The organism is Mycobacterium sp. E3247 (genome assembly GCF_001667785.1).
GTDB lineage: Bacteria > Actinomycetota > Actinomycetes > Mycobacteriales > Mycobacteriaceae > Mycobacterium.
The window spans coordinates 1-17962 of record NZ_LZJG01000002.1 but is presented as its reverse complement, the minus strand read 5'-3'; the positions used below and the strand labels follow the sequence as shown (position 1 = coordinate 17962).

General features: G+C 66.5%; 17 protein-coding genes and 1 pseudogene. 7 read left to right on the top strand and 11 right to left on the bottom strand.

The annotated features are described in order from the left end of the window. Positions 1 to 36 precede the first annotated feature (36 nt). From A9X04_RS00095 to A9X04_RS00090, 4 genes and pseudogenes are all read right to left on the bottom strand, one after another. A complete protein-coding gene (locus A9X04_RS00095; RefSeq protein ID WP_156764150.1) occupies positions 37 to 309 on the bottom strand; it encodes a hypothetical protein in 273 nt (90 codons plus the stop codon). Between the two features lie 1147 nt (positions 310 to 1456). Further along, a pseudogene (locus A9X04_RS31210) lies at positions 1457 to 2053 on the bottom strand (hypothetical protein); the annotation flags it as partial. A gap of 4 nt (positions 2054 to 2057) precedes the next feature. Continuing rightward, complete coding sequence (locus A9X04_RS31205) at positions 2058 to 2354, bottom strand: hypothetical protein (RefSeq protein ID WP_082974718.1); 297 nt, start codon at positions 2352 to 2354, stop codon at positions 2058 to 2060. Positions 2355 to 2596: 242 nt separating this feature from the next. Further along, positions 2597 to 3007 (bottom strand): hypothetical protein, encoded by a 411-nt coding sequence (locus A9X04_RS00090; RefSeq protein ID WP_231980472.1) that lies wholly within the window; start codon positions 3005 to 3007, stop codon positions 2597 to 2599. Between the two features lie 293 nt (positions 3008 to 3300). On the opposite strand from A9X04_RS00090, the gene A9X04_RS30150 reads away from it, so the two are divergent. The 3 genes from A9X04_RS30150 to A9X04_RS00080 all read left to right on the top strand — a co-directional run bounded on the left by A9X04_RS30150 (position 3301) and on the right by A9X04_RS00080 (position 5838). Further along, positions 3301 to 3720 carry a hypothetical protein gene (locus tag A9X04_RS30150; RefSeq protein WP_156764149.1) on the top strand — a complete coding sequence of 140 codons (420 nt, stop codon included), beginning with the start codon at positions 3301 to 3303 and terminating at the stop codon, positions 3718 to 3720. A gap of 184 nt (positions 3721 to 3904) precedes the next feature. After that, positions 3905 to 5020: an FAD-dependent oxidoreductase gene (locus tag A9X04_RS00085; RefSeq protein ID WP_067916569.1), complete on the top strand. Its 1116-nt coding sequence runs from the start codon at positions 3905 to 3907 to the stop codon at positions 5018 to 5020. A gap of 131 nt (positions 5021 to 5151) precedes the next feature. Continuing rightward, positions 5152 to 5838: a DUF4396 domain-containing protein gene (locus A9X04_RS00080; protein ID WP_197508944.1), complete on the top strand. Its 687-nt coding sequence runs from the start codon at positions 5152 to 5154 to the stop codon at positions 5836 to 5838. Positions 5839 to 5917: 79 nt separating this feature from the next. Here A9X04_RS00080 and A9X04_RS00075 read toward each other — a convergent pair whose 3' ends face one another. Beyond that, a complete protein-coding gene (locus A9X04_RS00075; protein WP_067916567.1) occupies positions 5918 to 6775 on the bottom strand; it encodes an SDR family oxidoreductase in 858 nt (285 codons plus the stop codon). Between the two features lie 72 nt (positions 6776 to 6847). On the opposite strand from A9X04_RS00075, the gene A9X04_RS00070 reads away from it, so the two are divergent. The 3 genes from A9X04_RS00070 (at position 6848) to A9X04_RS00060 (ending at position 9853) form a co-directional block, all read left to right on the top strand. Continuing rightward, complete coding sequence (locus A9X04_RS00070) at positions 6848 to 7879, top strand: hotdog fold thioesterase (protein WP_067916565.1); 1032 nt, start codon at positions 6848 to 6850, stop codon at positions 7877 to 7879. A 73-nt stretch (positions 7880 to 7952) separates the two neighbouring features. Further along, a complete protein-coding gene (locus tag A9X04_RS00065) occupies positions 7953 to 9158 on the top strand; it encodes an amidohydrolase family protein (RefSeq protein WP_067916563.1) in 1206 nt (401 codons plus the stop codon). Between the two features lie 311 nt (positions 9159 to 9469). Next, entirely contained in the window at positions 9470 to 9853 is a 384-nt protein-coding gene (locus A9X04_RS00060; protein WP_082974713.1) for a hypothetical protein, read from the top strand. Here the strand turns inward: A9X04_RS00060 and A9X04_RS00055 are convergent. The 3 genes from A9X04_RS00055 to A9X04_RS00045 are packed head-to-tail and all read right to left on the bottom strand — an operon-like array spanning position 9810 to position 12117. Further along, the gene (locus tag A9X04_RS00055; RefSeq protein WP_067916562.1) at positions 9810 to 10109 is read right to left on the bottom strand and encodes a hypothetical protein; all 300 of its coding nucleotides are present in this window, start codon (positions 10107 to 10109) and stop codon (positions 9810 to 9812) included. The two genes, A9X04_RS00060 and A9X04_RS00055, sit on opposite strands and share 44 nt — an antisense overlap. 1 nt (position 10110) lies before the next feature. Continuing rightward, on the bottom strand, positions 10111 to 11604 hold the full coding sequence (locus tag A9X04_RS00050) for a molybdopterin-dependent oxidoreductase (protein ID WP_067916560.1): 1494 nt from the start codon (positions 11602 to 11604) through the stop codon (positions 10111 to 10113). A gap of 12 nt (positions 11605 to 11616) precedes the next feature. After that, positions 11617 to 12117 (bottom strand): oxidoreductase, encoded by a 501-nt coding sequence (locus A9X04_RS00045; protein ID WP_067916558.1) that lies wholly within the window; start codon positions 12115 to 12117, stop codon positions 11617 to 11619. A gap of 219 nt (positions 12118 to 12336) precedes the next feature. Between A9X04_RS00045 and A9X04_RS00040 the strand changes: the two genes are divergently transcribed. Then, positions 12337 to 14304, top strand: coding sequence for a SpoIIE family protein phosphatase (locus tag A9X04_RS00040; RefSeq protein WP_067916556.1), 1968 nt, complete (start codon positions 12337 to 12339; stop codon positions 14302 to 14304). Here the strand turns inward: A9X04_RS00040 and A9X04_RS00035 are convergent. The 3 genes from A9X04_RS00035 to A9X04_RS00025 form a co-directional block, all read right to left on the bottom strand. Next, positions 14301 to 15545: an acyl-CoA dehydrogenase family protein gene (locus A9X04_RS00035; protein ID WP_067916554.1), complete on the bottom strand. Its 1245-nt coding sequence runs from the start codon at positions 15543 to 15545 to the stop codon at positions 14301 to 14303. The genes A9X04_RS00040 and A9X04_RS00035 overlap by 4 nt on opposite strands. Further along, positions 15542 to 16684, bottom strand: coding sequence for an acyl-CoA dehydrogenase family protein (locus tag A9X04_RS00030; RefSeq protein WP_067916552.1), 1143 nt, complete (start codon positions 16682 to 16684; stop codon positions 15542 to 15544). Before A9X04_RS00030 ends, A9X04_RS00035 begins: the two co-directional genes overlap by 4 nt. 95 nt (positions 16685 to 16779) lie before the next feature. Then, positions 16780 to 17751, bottom strand: a complete 972-nt coding sequence (locus tag A9X04_RS00025) for an alpha/beta hydrolase (RefSeq protein WP_067916550.1) — start codon at positions 17749 to 17751, stop codon at positions 16780 to 16782. Between the last annotated feature and the right edge of the window lie 211 nt (positions 17752 to 17962).

Here is a 17962-nt window from a genome sequence, read left to right as displayed (position 1 = left end):
TGGCAAACTGCCCAGAAAGCTGACATAATCAAGCGCTCACTTTCCAATGGTCCTCCCCTTGCAGTCCTTATTTCCGGCAAGCGTACAGATGGTGAAATGCCGTACGGAGTGGGCGATTCCGCCTTCGCGGCAGTAGGAAACGTCAACCGCGCCGATGACGGCCATGTCGGGACGTATCGCAGCGCGGTCGGCGCATGGCACCTTCGCCACCGAGTCCTCAGTGAGCCGCAGGCACTGATTGGCGGCCCAGTCATAGTCGAGGCACACCGCACCCCCGGACGAGGAGTAGGTGAGGTCGGCGTCGGGCACGCATTGAGTTTCGTTACTCACGCGAGCAAGGACTCGGTACGTGCTCGCTGGCGATCCGCAGGCTTCGTCGACAAGTTGCGGTGTGTCTTTGACGCGCTGTATCGACACGCAGGATTGCGGTGTCTCGGGGACGGCGGAGGTCGTCGGCAAGCGTGCGTAGTCGGTCGTGGGATACACGACGACTTGCGGTCCGAATGCGGGAACCCACGGTAAGACAAGGGCCGCCGCACCAAGAAGGACAAATGCGACAGGCCAGCGCCAGTGGTACCAGAACCCGCGGCGTCTGTTCATGACCGATGGGACACCAGGCATAGTCGACCGATCACATGTCCGAGGGTGACAAGCACGGTGCCGGCGTCACTTGCGCGGGTTTACCGACATGCGTAGTCATCGGTTGGGGGTGGGCTGGAGGCGGAGGCGCGGGAGGACTGGGAGCAGCCGGCGGCTGAGCGGCGTGCGCCGCCGGTGGCGGCTCGGATTGAACGGGGGGCGCGTCATGCGGCGGTGGCGGAGCCACCTCTGGTGGAGGCGGCGCCGAATGAACGGGCGCCGCTGGCGGAGGCGGCTGTGATGGCATCGCTTCAGTTGGAAGCGGCGCGGGCTGGACAGGGGCCGCGTGTGGCGGGGACGGTGGTGTCATGTCCGGCAGAGGCATCACCGGATGGCCCAAGGACGGGCCGCCGCCTGGCTGTATCGAAGGTAGTGCGGGCATCGACGGTGCACCGATGCCTGTCCCTCCCAGGCTGGGTCCGCCGATCCCTGGCATGTTCGGCCCGGCTTGCGAATGAGACGGGGGCAAGGGAGCGGCGGGCGGGGGAACTTGATGAACCTGCGGAACTTTTACTGGATGTGGAACGTCATGCGGATGCGGAGGATGGTGCACCGGGTGAATGTCGGCAGGGGGCGGGGGTGGCGGCACATCCATATGCTTGGCCTCCCCTGGGTCTGGCAAATGTGTGCGTTCGGAGGGCTGCGGCGGGTTGGGACGAGGGGGATGCACGACGACGGCAGCGGCCTGGACAATTTGCGCCCCTTGGCCCATAGATGCGCCGAGCGTACTGGTGCCCGACGAGACTGCAGCCGCGCCGGCCTTGGTGGGGAGTTCGGTCAGTGCTGCCCCAAACCCAGCTCCACTTGTCACAAGTCCGGGATCGGCAGCGCCAGTCCTCGGGCCGTCAGCGGATACCGGCGCAGGCGCCCCGTCCGAGGCAGGCTTGGCAGCAGTTGGGGTTTCCGGGAAGGTCGTGGTGCCGACACCAGCGGCGGCGGCCGTAATCTTGTGGGCCACTGTCTGCTCGGCAAGGACCAGTTGGGCGGCGCGCTGACGAATGTCGGCGGCCAACGTTTCGCCCTGGGCCTGGCGAGCTGCCCGCTCTGCGGCGGTCCTATTGGTTCGAGTGTCGGTGACCGATAGGTCTTCTCCGACATTGAAGCCGGCGTTGTGGGCATCCTCGACGGCGTACATGACTCTGTGTTGAGCCGCCGAGATGGTCCCAGCGCCATCGCGGGCAGCGGCCGTAGCATCACGCAACTGATCAGCTGTGCTACTGACGACGGGCTGGTCGGCGCGGGTCCGTTGTCGCAAGCCCTCGCCACCGGCGCCTTGCCACACGATGGAGTGGGATTGGTTGCGCATCGTCAAGAAGGCGTCTTCCCACTGATCGGCCGTCTGCGACCAGTGGTTCGCCGCCAGGATGAGATGCTCAGTGTCCCATGCTCGGATCTGCGACAGGGTCGGCAACATCTACTCAACCATTCTGAAGCACGGCCGCCATTTCGGCTGCCGCCGTCGCCTCGTTAGCGACGTACCCACCCGCGCCCGCCTCGACGGCGCTCGCAGTCTCGTGCGCACGGGCCGAAAGTGTAGCTGCCGCAATACAAATGGCTGCGTGCACACCACCCACAGCCGCAGAAGTGGGTTGGAACGGCCGTCCTGGGGAAGGCACTCCGACAACGCCGAGTTCAGCACCAACGGCATGCCATTGGCTGGCTGCAGCAATTAACTGCTCGACATCGACCTGAATTCCAGTTGGTCCCACCTTCAGGAGTTTAATGACAGAAGCGAGACCCGGTAAAGTCACCGCGCCCCGAGCCGCCCGGGCAGTACGGCAGGATCGCACCCGTTGACGTCAACGGACGTATGCGACAAGAAATTCGCGGTACCCGCCCAGCAGGCCTCAACGCGTCGCGCGCAGCGTGGCGGCCTGATCGCCACCTCATCGAGTAGAAGGCACACGATCCCACTGCCAAGCCTCAACACATCTCGATGTGACGACCGCCGAAACCGTCAACCGATGGCGGCGATTCCGGAACTCGAGATGATGAAGCCGCGACCCGACGTGACCGTGCACGTCACCCCGTCGGTCTCCGAACGGCACATGAACGGGCCGGTTCCCTTCGCCTGCCCATAGCCGAGGGTCGGCGTGCCCTCCGGCGGGTTGGCCAGACAGCTTTCGCCGGTGCAGCGCGAGAGTGCCCCCGTGGGATCCATCGTCACCGACTGCGGCGGGGAGATGCTGAAGCAGAACGCCGAGTCGGGGATTCCCCGGCGCTGATAGTCGATCTCGCAGCTGATGTTGCGTGACGGGGACAGGAAGGCCACGTAGTTGTCCTGATCCGCGGCAGCCCGCGGGACGAACAGAATGGCGGCGGCGCCGCCCAGGACGGTTGCCGCGAGGGTCAGCGCGTATCTCAACACCCGCCAACCGTGCCATAGCGGGGGCACGCGACGCACCGATTCGGTGCATCTCGTTACCGACGTTCGCGTTCGACAGCGAAAGTGTTCGCGGCCATCGTCAGCACAGCGCGTCCCGCGTCATAATCATATACCCCGTATGGGTACATGTATCAGGCCGGTGTATCACCGCCGTTGCGGGATGCACTTGAAGATCGGTTTTGGACAGCATGATTCGTTAATTGTCGACTCGTCGTCAAGGGTCCGTGCGGGCTACCTGACATATACCCCAGGGGGGTGATAGCATTTCCCCTGCCATGCACCTGCAGATCACCCACACCAACCAGTGGCTGCGCTACACCACCGCAGTCCTGGCCCTTTTCTGGGCAGTGGGTGTCGCCGCGGGGTGCCATCTGCCGCACGTGCCCACAGCGATTCCGCGGACGTCATCCCATGCGGCGACTGCGGGCGGCCCCGAAGTCGCTACGCCGGCCCACCTTGCACCAGCCGGCGGCGATTCGTGCTCGCCGCTGGACCAGGCCTGCAAGCATGTGGCGCAGGCATGCTCCACAAGCGATCTGGTGGCGCTTGACGTCGTCATCGCAGCGATCGCGTTGGCCGGTTCACTGGCCGGCCCGGTGGTGTGGGCGCGGCGAGGCCCACCGCGAACCGCTCGATTCGTCTTTCATTGTTCGGGTCGAAATCTCTTGACCCGCTTCTGTATCGCTCGTATCTGATCGGTCAGCGTCAGGCCGCCGTGGGTTCGCCCGTCGGCCGGCCGCCGCTGTCCATGTTCATCGCCGCAGGCGAATCGCCAACGGCATTCATTGTGAGAAACGAGAGATAGATGAGTCTTGCCCTGTCTGCATGTCGAAATCATTCCGGCAGTACCACTTTGGAGATCCGACGGGAGGCGCGGTCATGACGGCGCGCCCGGACCGGCCAGGCGCGCTGGTGATCGGGGCCGGGGTGAGCGGGTGGACCACCGCGCTGGTGCTGGCCCGCCGAGGCTGGCGCGTCGTCGTAGCCGCGGACCGGTTCGGCGTCGACACGGTGTCGACGGTGGCCGGCGCCCTGTGGGAATGGCCACCGTCGGTGTGCGGCCGCCACCACGACCAATCCGTATTGGGCCGTTCCGCGGAGTGGGCGCGCTACTCCTACATTCGCTTCGCGCGGCTCGCCGCCGATCCGCGAACCGGGGTCAGCCTGCGTCCGGCGGTGTTCTATTTCTCCCGGCCGGTCGATGAGGATCCGGCTGAGCTGACCAAGATGATTGAGGTCGAACGGTTCGTGCCCGGGTTCATGCGCGATCCCGACCTGATCGCCGCCCACGGTGTCAGCCCCGACGCCGGGGTGGTGGACGCCTATTCCTACCTGGCACCCACCATCGACACAGACTGGTACCTGGCGTGGCTGGGCCGCCAGTCAGAGGCCGCTGGAGTCACCGTCAGCCGGCGCAGCGTCCGCGGCCCGCTCGCGGACCAGGAGGACGAGCTGCTGGCCGAGTACGGGGTCGAGCTGATCATCAACTGCTCGGGGCTGGGGGCGCGCGAGCTGGCCGGTGACCCGACCGTGGTGCCGCACCGAGGCGCGCTCCTGCGGGTGGTCAACGACGGCAACTACATGCCGCGTGTGACCGCGGCCCACGCGGTGGCCAACGACACGAGCACCGACAACCAGGACATGGTCTTCATCGTGCCCCGTGGCGCCAACCGGCTATTGCTGGGCGGCCTGGTCGAGACCGGTGAGTACAGCACCGACCTCGCCTTGGACAGTTATGCGCCCCTGCGGGAGATGCTCGACCGCTGCACAAGGTTCCTGCCGATTCTGCGGGACGCCCGACTGGACCCTGTCGACCCTGTCCGGGTCGGGCTGCGGCCGTTCCGCGAAGGCGGCGTGCGGCTGCAACACGAACCCGGCACCCGCGTCGTGCACAACTACGGGCACGGCGGTGCGGGCGTGACCCTGTCGTGGGGCTGCGCTGACGAGGCTGCCCAACTGGCCGACGCCGTGCTCGCCCAGCAGGGTGTCGCATGAACCGCTGCTGCGAGCGACCAAGGGCGAATTAGTCAGCACTTCAAGGGGCTTCAGCTCCTCTCGACATAGAAAGGATCAAATTCATGATGTCCATGCCTGCACCCGAGTGGGTGACGCTCTAAGCCTGGATTGTGACCGGCCTCGGCGCGCTCCTTGCCGCAGCCATCCTCGCGGATATCTACGTGAGTGGTCATCGGCAGCCACTACGCGCGATGGAGCTAGTCTGGCCGATCACCGCGATCTATGCCGGTCCGCTGGTGTGGTGGGCCTACTATCGCTGGGGCCGGCCGGCGACTCCACGCTGGCAGCGCCAACACGGGCGCGCGCCCAGGCCGGGACTGGCCGCGACGGCGGCGGTGCAGACGATTCCCGGCGGCGCCGTCTCGTTCGTCGGCCACATGATCGCCATGCCGTTGGTGATGTTGACCGGGGTGACCATTGCCGGTCAGGGCGTGTGGCCGATGATGTTGCTGATTGCGGCTTTTGCGCTTCCGTTGCTGATCGCCTTCGAGTATCACTCGCTAGCCCTGACCGGCCGGAACCAGTCCGTGGGCCAGCGACTGTGGGCGGCGTCGCGAATCTCGGTTCTCGCGATCGTCGCGTTCGACGTGGGCATGGGAGCCTCCATGCTGCTCGTCGCGTTCGTCTTCGCTTACTCCCCGGCCTCCATGGCGTTCTGGCTCGTCATGTGGGGCGGCATGTGGCTCGGGTTCGCCACCGCCTATCCGATGGTGTGGTGGCTGCTTTCCAAGGAGGCGACCGAAGCGGAGGGCACGTCCGCGGTCACCCGCACCTCGCGGGTAGAGACGGCACACTAACTACCCGCAACCTCGAAAGACGTTGTCGCCGTCGTCATTTACACAATCCGAGAACAGGCACCGGCGCCCCGGCCGATCGTCAACCCGCCGGCGGCGCCGAGGCCTGCTCCATTCGCCGAGCGCTCCTGAGCACTCCTTTGGCCGCTCGCATCGACAGCGCCGGCGAGAGCCGCTCAAGGTACCAAAATGCCTTCCACCACGCAGGCACCACGATGATCGCGTCCCCACGCAACACGGCATGTAGCGCGCGCTCGGCAAATTTGTCGGGCGCCATCGGGTGCAGCCGCTCCCACATCTTGAGGATCTGCTCGTCGCTGATGCCTGCCAGGCCGGTCCGTCCGTACTTGCCGCCGGTGAGAATCGGAGTCCGGATCACGCCGGGGCAAAGCACCGAGACCTGCACCCCGTGGCGCTCTCCCTCCAGACGCAACGTCTTCGAGAGCGCGACGACGGCGTGTTTGGCGGCGGTATAGCTGGCCTGGCCGGCGGTCGTCATCAGGCCGGCCATGGAGGCGGTGTTCACGATATGCCCGGAGTGCTGCCTGATCATGATCGGATACACCGCTTGGATACCGTGCACGACACCGCGCAGGTTCACATCGAACACGTCGTTCCAGTCGTCGAGCGTGTATTTGTCGACCTCACCGGCAACTCCGATGCCCGCATTGTTGAACAGGTAGTCGATCCGCCCGGAGTGCTGCACCGCCTCGGCGACGGCGCGCTCAAACGCCGGATAGTCGCGCACGTCCAGCTCGATCGCGTGCGCCTTGCCGCCGCGGCTGTTGAGACGTTGTGCAAACTCCTGCGCGGGGCCGATCTGCCGATCGGCGATCCATACCTCGGCGCCCCCGTCGACCAGCGCGGCGGCCAACGCCGCGCCGATGCCTGACGCGCCGCCGGTGACAAATGCGACTTTCCCGGACACGCTCGCCGCCATTGCAGCAGCCTAAGCGCGGTAACCTCATTCTCATAGCGCGCGCCGCGCGCCGAGGAAGGGGACCACGCGCTCATGACCGACCTGGGCGACGACGTCGAAGTGACGCGCGGCGACCGCTTCATCAAGACGGCCGTCGCGATCCTGGGCGAAACCGGGCGCACCGACTTCACCGTGCAGGAGGTCGTCGCCCGCTCCAAGACGTCGCTGCGCGCCTTTTACCAGCACTTCAGCAGCAAGGACGAATTGCTGTTGGCGCTGTTCGACCGGACCATCGCCCAGTCGGTGCAGACCTGGCGCGCCGAAACCCAGGGGCTGGACAGCACCGCCGCGTTGAAACTCGTCATCGACCGCATCAGCCAGCAACCGGAATCGAGCACCCAGGACAGCCTCAATCGCGCATTGACCCTCTACAACCAGCACCTGGCCGAGACCCGCCCCCGCGACTACGCGCGCGTGCTCTCCCCCTTGCATCAGCTCCTGCGCGACATCGTCGGGCAGGGCATCACCGAGGGGGTCTTCAACCCGGGACTCGACGTCGGCGCGGCGGCCGCCATCGTCATGCAGACGGTGATGGGTGCGCAGCGATTGCATTGGCTGGGAACGGAATTGAACGGAGCACCCGTCGACGCGGGCCAATTGTACGACTTCTGCAGCCGCGCCCTCGGCATCCGAGAGAGCGACGAGGAAGCGCCCACGCCGTCGCTGACCGAGCTGTTCGCCCAGATCGGCATGCGGCCGGGCACCCGCGCCGGCGAGTTCGCGATGACGATGCCCGTCAGCCCGGCCGTCGTCAACACGTCCGGCGCGCTGCAGGGCGGCCTGATCGCGACCCTTGTCGACGTGGCGGGCGGACAGTTCGGGCTCGAACATCTCCGGCCGGGCACCACGATGACGACCGCCGACCTGTTCATCCGTTACCTGCGCCCCATCCGGCAGGGCTCCGCGTATGCGGTGCCCCGGATGCTGCGGTCCGGGCGGCGGGCGATGGTGATGCAGGTCGACATCTACGGCGACGGCGACGACGACCTGCTTGCCACGGCGACCGTCAACTTCGCGATCATCAGCGGGCCGACGCCGACGTCCGGCCTGAGCGCGGACGGCTAACACCCTCTTGCGCACAAGTGGTAACGTCATTACCACCTACAGAGAATTCAAGACTTCTCCCGAGGAGATCGCCATGCCGTCTCGCGAACTTTCCTTCCCCGTGTTCGACGCGGACAACCACATGTACGAGCCGCAGGAGGCGCTGACCAAGTTCCTGCCGGAGAACCGCAAGCGCGTCATCGACTACGTGCAGGTTCGCGGTCGCACCAAGATCGTCGTGCGGGGCCACATCAGCGAGTACATCCCCAACCCGACGTTCGAGGTGGTGGCACGCCCGGGCGCTCAGGAGGAGTACTTCCGACACGGTGCGCAGGGCAAGTCCTACCGCGAGATCCTGGGCGAGCCGATGAAGGCCATCCCCGCCTTCCGCGAACCGGGTGCCCGGCTGGAGGTGATGGACGAGCTCGGCATCGACTATGCCCTGATGTTCCCGACCCTGGCGAGCCTGGTCGAGGAGCGCATGAAGGACGACCCGGAGATGACCCACGACGTCATCCACGCGCTCAACCAATGGATGCACGAGCAGTGGTCGTTCAACTACAAGGACCGCATCTTCGCCACCCCGGTCATCACCCTTCCCATCGTCGAGCGCGCGCTCGAGGAACTCGAATGGTGCCTGGAGCGCGGTGCCCGCACGGTGCTGGTCCGCCCGGCGCCGGTGCCCGGCTACAAGGGCAGCCGGTCGTTCGGACTCGAGGAGTTCGACCCGTTCTGGCAGGCCTGCATCAAGGCCGAGATCCCGGTCTCGATGCACGCCTCCGACAGCGGCTACTCCGAATTCGCGAACGTGTGGGAACCCGGTGACGAGTTCCTGCCGTTCAAACCGACCGCCTTCCGCAGCTTCGCGATGGGCCACCGGCCGATCCTGGACGCAATGGGTGCGCTGGTCTGCCATGGTGCGTTGTCCCGCAACCCTGAGTTGCGGATCCTGTCGATCGAAAACGGCGCCGACTGGGTGCCGGACCTGTTCAAGGGCCTCAAGGGCGTCTACAAGAAGATGCCGCAGTCGTTCAGCGAGGACCCGATCGAGGCGTTCAAGCGCTGCGTCTACATCACCCCGTTCTGGGAGGACAGGTTCACCGAGATCGTCAAGATGGTCGGCACCGACCGGGTGCTCTTCGGCTCCGACTGGCCGCACCCCGAAGGCCTCAAGGACCCCATCTCGTTCGTGGACGAGCTCACCGACTTCGACGAGGCCGACATCGCAAAGATCATGGGCGGCAACCTGATGAAGCTGATGAAGGTTTCCGCGCCGGCCAAGAAGCCCGTCTCAGCCTGACCGGTCGTCGTCGGGCGGTTGCGCACCGGCGAGACGGAAACCACGCCATCGAGTGCCCCTCGAGTTGCCCTGCAGCGCTTCAGGTTCACGTCGTCGACTTCGCCGTCGCTGATCAGCACCCGCTCGGCAGATCGTCGGGCCGTAACCAAGTACCGCTCAAGGAAATTGGCCAGCCCGTCTTCCTCGCGCAGGCGTTGGACGATCCTGTCCGGGTCTCCGATGACCGGCAGGTGCCCGCCGGGGCGGCGTGTAAACGGACGCGCCCGGGTATACGGCACAGTGGGGTCGCGGCCAGAACGACGGGAGGACACATGAGCGTGGCATCGGACGGGCGGGTGCCGGTCGCGATCGACGCCGACGTCGAGATGTTGACCCGGCAAGTCGAGGCCCTTCAAGCCTTGGGGCGCAAGGGGTCGGTCGAGGACGGCGAGGTATACGACGTCAGCGTTCGTTGGGGCGCGGCACTGGCCGGACGACTGCCGAGGTTGGTGCACTACAGTTCGCTCGGTCTGCTCGATGAAGCGGACCGGCGGCGCTTCGAGTCCTTGTGCGAGCAACTCCGCGAAGTTTCCGGTCTCGCCGAGAAGTTGGGCTTGCCGCGCCCGGTGCTACCCGGCGAGGCGACCGCGGCGGCGAAAAGACGTCACCGCCTCAGGATGCGGTCGCGTTCTGCGGAGCGGACGTCCCCAGGCTGAGAAAGTCCCTCTCCGGCAACACGATCCCGGTGCGCGGCTTCGGACATTCCGGATTGCGACACGTCAGCGCCACCATGTAGGCGTCCTCCTCCTCGTTGAGGAAGAGGAATCCCAAGTACAAGGCGTGTCCCACCTCGAAGTCGGTTCCGCCACACGCCTCGCAGTGGCCACCCTTGGCGGAGACGTTCTCCATAACACGGTGCCGCGCAGCGGAATTCAGGTCGATGAGCTCGGGCCGCACCATCGGTTCGGTCATGTCAAATCTCCACGTCTTTGTCGTAGTGCACATGGTCCTCACGCCAGCCGCCCAACCCTTTACCGATGTGGGAGTAGTCGTCGACGAATTCGATTCCGTTGATCCACTTGACCATCTTGAAGCCAACCTGCGTCTCCACCCGCAGCCGCAGCGGGGCGCCATGCTTGATGGGCAACGGGCGGCCGTTCATCTCATACGCCAGCAACGTCTGCGGTTTGTAGGCCAGTTCGAGGTCCATCACCTCGTAGAACTGGCCCCCTGGAGTCTCCGCCGCGGGTTCGTCGCGCCCGGTGTCCTGCATGCTCAGGAAGCAGATGTACTTGGCTTGCGGCAAAGGCCGCACCACATCCGCCAGCTGGGCCAGCGGAATGCCGCTCCACTCACCGATGCTGGTCCAGCCCTGCACGCAGTTGTGCAGCGTCCGCTGCGTCTGCCGCTCGGCGAGTGCCCGAAGCGCGGCCAGATCCAACGTCACCGGGTTTTCGACGAGGCCGCCGACCGGCAGCCGCCAGTCGACGAAGTTGTGGACCGCCATGACCTTGTATTCGGTGCTGGCGGGCGGCTTTCCGTTCACCCGGTGATCTTTGGTCACCTTGCGGACGGGGTAGTCCTGCCGCGAGTTCAGCGGGCGCAACAGGAGCAGCCGGGCGCCGGTGACCACGGCGCCGAGGATGCGGTGCACCTGGACGGGATGGCGCAGGCTCCATTTGGTGGCCGCGACGTGGACGGCGATGATCGCCCCGATGATGATCAGCGACAGTGCCGTCGCCCAATTGATGTTCCGGACGGAGCCGAAGATCATGGACGCCGTCAGCTGGCCCCAGCCCCAGAAGAAGATCATCGACAGGTGAACCAGGATGAAGACGACGAAGGCCAGCAGCCCCAGGAAATGCAGGCTCCGCGCCCATTGCCGGCCGCCCCACATCCGCACGTACCACGGGAACCGGGCTTCGATCGCCGGGGACTGCGCGGCTCCCGTCAGGATCTGGAATGGCGCGAGGATGAAAACGACGCCGGCATAGGTTAGCTTCTGGATTGCGTCCAAGGGCTCACCGGGCAGCAGCGGCGGCAGGTTGAACGACATGTAGGTGACGATGTCATTGGCGGCCTCGGGAAAGATCGACCACGAATAGGGCCAATAGCGGTGCCATTGACCGGTCGCGAAAAGCAGGACGTAGTAGGACAGGCCGAGCAGAATCCAGCAGATCACCGAGAAGAAGTGCCAATGGCGCCCCATGCCCAATTTCTTGTGACCGGGCAGCGCCACCAACGAGCTGTAGGACTCTTCTTCGTCGAGCGTGTCGTAGAGGCGATGGCGCGGCATGACCTTGCGGGTGAAGCGCGCCCATTCGCTGCCGGGTTTGCTGTCGTCGTGCCAGTACAACTTGGGGTGGGTGCCCAGGATCTCGATGCCGCTCCGGATGATCAGGGTTACGAAGAGGACGTTGAGCCAGTGGTCCACTCGTAGCCACACCGGGTAGTCAAGCGTCGTCATGCAGGGCTCCAGTCAGTCGTACCACTGCTGCCGTTGCGGGTAGGCCACGTTGATGCCGGACAGCACGGTCGCGTGCACCGCGATGAAGCCCGCGGCGAACGCGAAAGCGAAGGTGCCCGGCGCCACGTCCCAACGGCCGGTCAGCGCTTCCAGCCCAGGCAGGGTGCCCCACCGGCTGGCCAGGTAAACCGCGAGGAAGGCCAGGCAGACCACGCTGCCGAAGTACCAGCCCGCCTCGGGGACGCGCGGTTTGAGGGCGAACGTCATCGCCGCCCCGGCCGCCAGGCAACAGATCGCCAGCAAAGCTGCGTAGACCACGAAGTACCCGGGCACCGCCGGTTCGGTCATGACGACATAAGCGTGGACGGCCACCAGGCCCCCCAGCAGCGATACGCCCAATGCGGTCACCGTTCGCGGCAGGTTGAAGGCGACCCAGCCGTTCAGGGTGAAGACCGGTGCAGACATGACGCTTCGCCACGTCAAGATCAACCGCCGCGGCACGACATCGACCATGAGCGCGTGATACCCGCGCTGAGTAATTACAAACCGTACTGATTTAATTGCCGGACGGAATCCGGGCCGCGGCGCCGCCGCGCGCCACGCGCGAAACTGCTGCATCGAGCATCCGGACGCCATTGATACTCTTAATGCCTGCGCCTGGCGCGTGCACAGCGCTTTATGACCAGCTTGCGGAACTCGGTCCGAGAAAGGGTCCGTAGGAGGGACAGCCAAATGGCGGTCGAAAGGAACTGGAATGCGACCGTCGGTGCCGCCGACGACGTCCGCCGCGTTTTCGATCACGTTCCCGCCCTGTTGGTTGGCCTCGAAGGCCCCGACCACCGCTTCATCGCCGTCAACGCCGCCTACCGCGCCCTCAGTCCGCCGATCGACACCATCGGCCTGCTCGTGCGCGAGGTGTATCCCGAGCTGGAGAGCCAGCAGATCCTGCCGATGTTCGATCGGGTGTACGAGACGGGCGAGCCACAGTCGGGGACCGAGTGGCGGGTGCAGGCCGACTTCGAGGGCTCGGGGACGGCGCAGGAACACTTCTTCGATTTCATCGTCACGGCGCGACGCGGCGACGACGGCACGATCGAGGGTGTGCAGCTCGCCTTCATCGATGTGACCGACCGGGTGCGGGCCCGGCTGGCCGCCGAGTCGCGGATGCAGGAGTTGTCCGAGCGGTATCGCAACGTCCGCGACTCGGCCATCGTCATGCAGCAGGCATTGCTGGCACCCTCGGTACCCGTGGTTCCCGGCGCCGATGTCGCGGCCGAGTACCTCGTCGCCGCGGAGGACACGGCCGCCGGTGGCGACTGGTTCGATGCGATCCCTCTCGGGGACCGACTGGTTCTCGTCGTCGGCGACGTCGTGGGCCATGGCGTCGAGGCGGCCGCGGTGATGTCGCAACTGCGCACCGCGCTGCGGATGCAGATTTTGGCGGGTTACCCGGTCGCCGAGGCGCTCGCGGCGGTCGACCGCTTCCACGAACATGTGCCGGGGTCGAGATCGGCCACCGTGTGCGTGGGCTCGCTCGACTTCGTCACGGGCGAATTCCAGTACTGCACCGCCGGTCACCCACCGCCACTGCTGGTCGGGGCGGACGCCGACACGCGCTACCTCGTGCCGTCCGGAGCCGGCCCGTTGGGGAGCGGCACGGGTTTTCCGGTGCGCACCGAATTCCTCGACGTGGGCGACGCGGTCATGCTGTACACCGACGGCCTGATCGAACGCCCCGGCCGGCCGCCGGCGGCCAGCACCGCCGAATTCGCCGACTTGGCCGCGACCATCGCCGGCGGTCAGGGCGGGTTCGTCATCGAGTCCTCGGCGCGTCCCATCGACCGTATCTGCTCGGAGACATTGGAATTGCTGCTGCGGCCGACCGGTTACAACGACGACATCACGCTGCTGGCAGCGCAGCGGCGCACGCCTCCACCACCGCTTCACATGACGGTGGATGCCACCATTCAGGCCGCGCGCGCGGTGCGCGGCCGCCTGCGTCAATGGCTCTCCGACGTCGGCGCCGCCTCCGACGACATTTCCGACATCGTGCACGCGATCTCGGAATTCGTCGAGAACGCGGTCGAACACGGTTACGCCACAGAGGTTTCCGACGGCATCGTCGTCGAGGCGTCGCTGGCCGGTGACGGCAATCTGTACGCATCGGTCGTCGACCATGGGCAGTGGAAGGATCACCGCGAAGGCGAGCAGGGTCGCGGCCGCGGCCTTGCCATGGCTGAGGCCCTGGTGTCCAGCGCACACGTCGCCCATGGGCCCGATGGGACAACCGCCAGGTTGACGCACTGCCTGTCGCGGCCGGCCAATTTCGTCACCGACACGCTCCTCAACCGGGTGGATCAGCACCGCTCGATCAACTCCGAATTCGAGTCGGTGGTCGCCGAACCCGGCCGCATCGTCGTCAGCGGCGACGTCGACTCCTCCAGCGCGTCCACGCTGGACCGGCAGATCGCCGTCGAAAGCCGTTCCGGTGTCGCGCCGCTGACGATCGACCTCAGCAACGTCACCCAGCTCGGCTCGGCGGGCGTCAGCGCGCTGGCCGCCGGCCGCGAACGAGCACAACGACACGGCAGTGAGTACGCGCTGATCGCCCCGCCCGGGAGTCCGGCGCACCATGTTCTGTCGCTGGTACAACTCCCGGTCGTCGGGGGTCTCACCGAGAATCTGGTCGCGGAAGGCTAGGGGCGGTCAGACCGCTGGCCGTGCCGCACCTGCTTGAACGGCACCCCCCGGTCGGCCGCGTATTCCCTCGGGAAGCCCAGCACCCGCTCACCGATGACGTTGCGCGCCATCTCCGTTGTGCCGCCGCCCATCGCGACAGTCTGGCGGGACAGGTAGCGCAGCCCGGTTTCCAGGCCGTCACCGGGTTCCCCGACCACGCCGGCACTTCCCGCGATCGCCATGGCGGTGTCGACATCCACGAACACGGTCTCGGCGTGGAACAACCGGATCAGCGTCCCTGCGGCCGGCGGCAGCGTGCCGTCTCGGACGCTGCGGTACACGTGACCGATCAGCTGCTCGGCCACCGCGCGCTGAACCAGTGCGCGGCCGGCCAGCTGCCGCACGCGTTCGTTACCGGCCTGTCCGGTCTTCTCGATAAGGCTCACATAGTCAACGGGATTCGCGTTGCCGCCCTCGCTGCCGCTACCACTGGCGAACTCCGACCCCTGCCCCACCGCCCGCCGCTCGTGGTATAGCTGCCGCGACGCGACCGCCCAGCCGTCGTTCACCTCACCCACGACGGCGTCATCGCCGACGTCCACCCCGTCCAGAAACTCCTCGCAGAACTCGGTGGAACCGCTCAGCATGGTGATGCGCCGCAAGGTGATTCCCGGATGAGCGATGGGCACCAGGAACATGGTCAGGCCCTCGTGCTTGGGCACATCCCAGTCAGTCCGCGCCAGACACAATCCGTAGTCGGCGGCGAACGCGCTGGTGCTCCACGTCTTGGCCCCGTTGAGCACCCAGCGATCGCCACGCCGCTCGGCACGGGTGATGACACCGGCCAGGTCGGATCCGCCGCTCGGCTCGGAGAGCAACTGCACCAGCACCTCGTCGCCGCGCAGGGCCGCACCGATGTGCTGCCTTTTCTGCTCCTCGCTGCCGGTATCGAGCAGGGTGGCGCAGCAGATGGTGAAGGTCGGGGTGTTGAGGATCAGCGGCATTTCGTAAGCCAGGGACTCGGCGTCGAAAGCCTTCTGGTACTCGTAGTCCAGGCCGAGGCCACCGTACTCGCGCGGGAAACAGATCCCGGCGAATCCGCCTTCGTAGAGCCGCTTTTGCAGTTCTCGGGCCCTCCGCCAGGATCGTTCGTCGTCGCGCGGGGCGGGCGGCGGCGACTCTGGGTCGATGGAGGGCATGTTGTCCGCGAGCCATGCCCTGGCCCGGGCCGCGAACTCGGCGACGGATTCGGTCGGCGTCATCTGTTCGAACGTCCGGCCTTCTCGTATTCGTAGACGCGCAGATTGTGTTCCTCGGGCGTCCCGAACATTGAGCGGTACAACGTGATTCGGCGCAGGTACAGGTGCAGGTCGTGCTCCCAGGTGACGCCGATGCCCCCGTGCATCTGCACGCAGTCCTGCACGATCCGGCCGGCCATCTCACCCACGTAGGACTTGGCGACACTCGCGGCCAGGCCCGCCCCCGGCGAGTTCGCGGCAACGTCGGCGATCGCGGCGGCCGTGGTCGCGCGGCAGGCTTCCAGCCACAGCTTCATGTCGGCGAACCTGTGCTTGAGGGCCTGGTAGGAGGCGAGCGGCCGCCCGAAGGTGTGCCGGTCCAGGGCCCACCGGACGGTCAGGTCGAACACCGTCTGCAGGATGCCGACCACCTCTGCGCACTGCAGGATCTGGGCGATGTGGCCCAGACGGTCGACCAGCGCGGAGGTGTCGGCGGGCGCGCCGACGGCCGCCGACGACTCCACCACGACACCGTCGAAACGCACCCGGGCGTAGTGCTTGACCAGGTCGACCGACTGCTGGGGTTCGATGGTGACTCCCGGCGCATCCGTGGGGACCAGGAACTGGCAGATCTCGTCCTCGCAGCGTGCCACCACCAGCAGCACCGCGCTCTGCGCGCCGGCCTCGACCCGGTCCTTGGTGCCGTCGATGCGGAAGCCCGATTCGGTCGGAGTGGCCGTGGCCGTCGGGCTCAGCGGTGCCCAGCCCCGGCCCGGTTCCGAAACCGCCCACGACGCCACCGTTTCACCGGACATCAGCGCCTCGATGGTGCCGGTGTGCGGTTGCCAGTCCCCGCACTCGACGAGTGCGGCCAGCACGACGCTGACCGGATACAAGGGCCCGGGCGCCACCGTCTTTCCCAGTTGTTCGGCGACCATGGCCAGGTCCGCCAGGCCACTGTCCGAGACACTGCCGCCGCCCAGTTCCTCTGGCACCAACAGCGCGGTCCAGCCGAGCTCCGCGGCGCGCCGCCACCAAGCCGGATCGAACGACACTCCCGCGGCGTGCAACTCCCGCACGCGGCGCAGCGGCGCTTCCTTTTCCAGGAACGCTTGGGTCGTCGAGGCGAACAGCGTCTTCTCGGGAGACTCGAGTGTCGTCATGCTGCCTCTCGTGGAGAATTCGCCGGCGTTTCCGATCGTAGCAACGAGCGCTACGGTAAGAGATACCGGAGTTCCCTCGATAGCGCTGTTCGTCGCTACATGGCGAACACGCGGCGCAGCGAACGCGCGTGTAGGGCCCGGTTCTCCTGAGAAACAACCCAATCGGGAACGAGCGAGTCGAATCCGTTGAATGCGGCTGCGATCACGTGCAATTCGGTGTGCACGTAGGCGTGCAACAGCCGGTTCGCGTAGTCGATGGCTTCGTCGCGGCACGGATCGATCTCCGCGCAGCTGACGAACGTGGGCGGCAGGCCCTCGAGGTTCGCCCGGTGCGCGGGGACGTGTTGACCGCTGGCGCTCGCGTGCCCGAGGTAATGGCCCCACGCCCGGCTCACGGCCGGCCCGTTGAGGCCCGGCGTGCGCTGGAATTCGCGCCGTGACTGGGTGGCGTCGGAGTCGAGCATCGGCTGGTGCAGGATCTGCATCAGGATCTGTGGGCCCTCGTCGTCGAACATGCGCTGACTGAGGCCCGCGACCAGCGCCGCACCAGCGTCCCGGCCCATCACCGCGATGCGGTTGACGTCGACGTTCAGCTCGGCGCAGTTGCGGATGGCGTAGTAGAAACCGGCCTCGACGTCGTCCAACGCCGCCGGGCAGGGATGTTCGGGCGCGAGCCGGTAGTCGACCGACACCAGCAGGCAGCCGGCCTCCCTGGCGAGCTCTGCGCATTGCGCGTGGTCGGTGTCCGGGTTGCCGGTGACGAAGCCACCGCCGTGGGCGTACAGGACAAGGGGGGAACCCAATCCCGCGCGATCGAGATCGGGACCGCGGTAGATGCGGAGGTTCAGCTGATGCCCGCCGGGCCCGGCGATGGTGCGCGTGTCGATGGCCACGCCGTCGGTGTTGGCCGCCGCGGCGCGTTCGGCGGCGAGCCGGTTGGCGTGTTCACGTTCGGCGGGCAGGGTTTCGGCGCGGAATTCGACGACGCCGAGCGCGGTGGCAGCCTCCCGGAGCACGGGGTCGATGCGAGTAAGGCCCTGCGGCCGCGTCAGATTCGTCTGTGTCATACCTTCTGGTCTTCCGGGCGCGTGATTGGGGGTTCGCCGGCCCCGGCGCGGGCGGCGCCGGAACCCCCTTCAAGGTAGACCCGCGATTCCGTGTGGTGAAGGACGAGATGCTTGCGCACGAGCGCGGGCCGAATTCACCGTTCCCCGGGTAGCGCCCTGACCGTCGCCGGCAGGCCATAGAGCGCGGTCGCGTTGCCGCGCATGATCCGCT

Excerpts from the sequence above, each read along its gene's own strand:
- A9X04_RS30150 (WP_156764149.1), top strand. The coding sequence starts at position 3,301 with ATGCACCTGCAGATCACCCACACCAACCAGTGGCTGCGCTACACCACC.
- A9X04_RS00085 (WP_067916569.1), top strand. The coding sequence starts at position 3,905 with ATGACGGCGCGCCCGGACCGGCCAGGCGCGCTGGTGATCGGGGCCGGG.
- A9X04_RS00075 (WP_067916567.1), bottom strand. The coding sequence starts at position 6,775 with ATGGCGGCGAGCGTGTCCGGGAAAGTCGCATTTGTCACCGGCGGCGCG.
- A9X04_RS00070 (WP_067916565.1), top strand. The coding sequence starts at position 6,848 with ATGACCGACCTGGGCGACGACGTCGAAGTGACGCGCGGCGACCGCTTC.
- A9X04_RS00065 (WP_067916563.1), top strand. The coding sequence starts at position 7,953 with ATGCCGTCTCGCGAACTTTCCTTCCCCGTGTTCGACGCGGACAACCAC.
- A9X04_RS00060 (WP_082974713.1), top strand. The coding sequence starts at position 9,470 with ATGAGCGTGGCATCGGACGGGCGGGTGCCGGTCGCGATCGACGCCGAC.
- A9X04_RS00055 (WP_067916562.1), bottom strand. The coding sequence starts at position 10,109 with ATGACCGAACCGATGGTGCGGCCCGAGCTCATCGACCTGAATTCCGCT.
- A9X04_RS00050 (WP_067916560.1), bottom strand. The coding sequence starts at position 11,604 with ATGACGACGCTTGACTACCCGGTGTGGCTACGAGTGGACCACTGGCTC.
- A9X04_RS00045 (WP_067916558.1), bottom strand. The coding sequence starts at position 12,117 with ATGGTCGATGTCGTGCCGCGGCGGTTGATCTTGACGTGGCGAAGCGTC.
- A9X04_RS00040 (WP_067916556.1), top strand. The coding sequence starts at position 12,337 with ATGGCGGTCGAAAGGAACTGGAATGCGACCGTCGGTGCCGCCGACGAC.
- A9X04_RS00035 (WP_067916554.1), bottom strand. The coding sequence starts at position 15,545 with ATGACGCCGACCGAATCCGTCGCCGAGTTCGCGGCCCGGGCCAGGGCA.
- A9X04_RS00030 (WP_067916552.1), bottom strand. The coding sequence starts at position 16,684 with ATGACGACACTCGAGTCTCCCGAGAAGACGCTGTTCGCCTCGACGACC.
- A9X04_RS00025 (WP_067916550.1), bottom strand. The coding sequence starts at position 17,751 with ATGACACAGACGAATCTGACGCGGCCGCAGGGCCTTACTCGCATCGAC.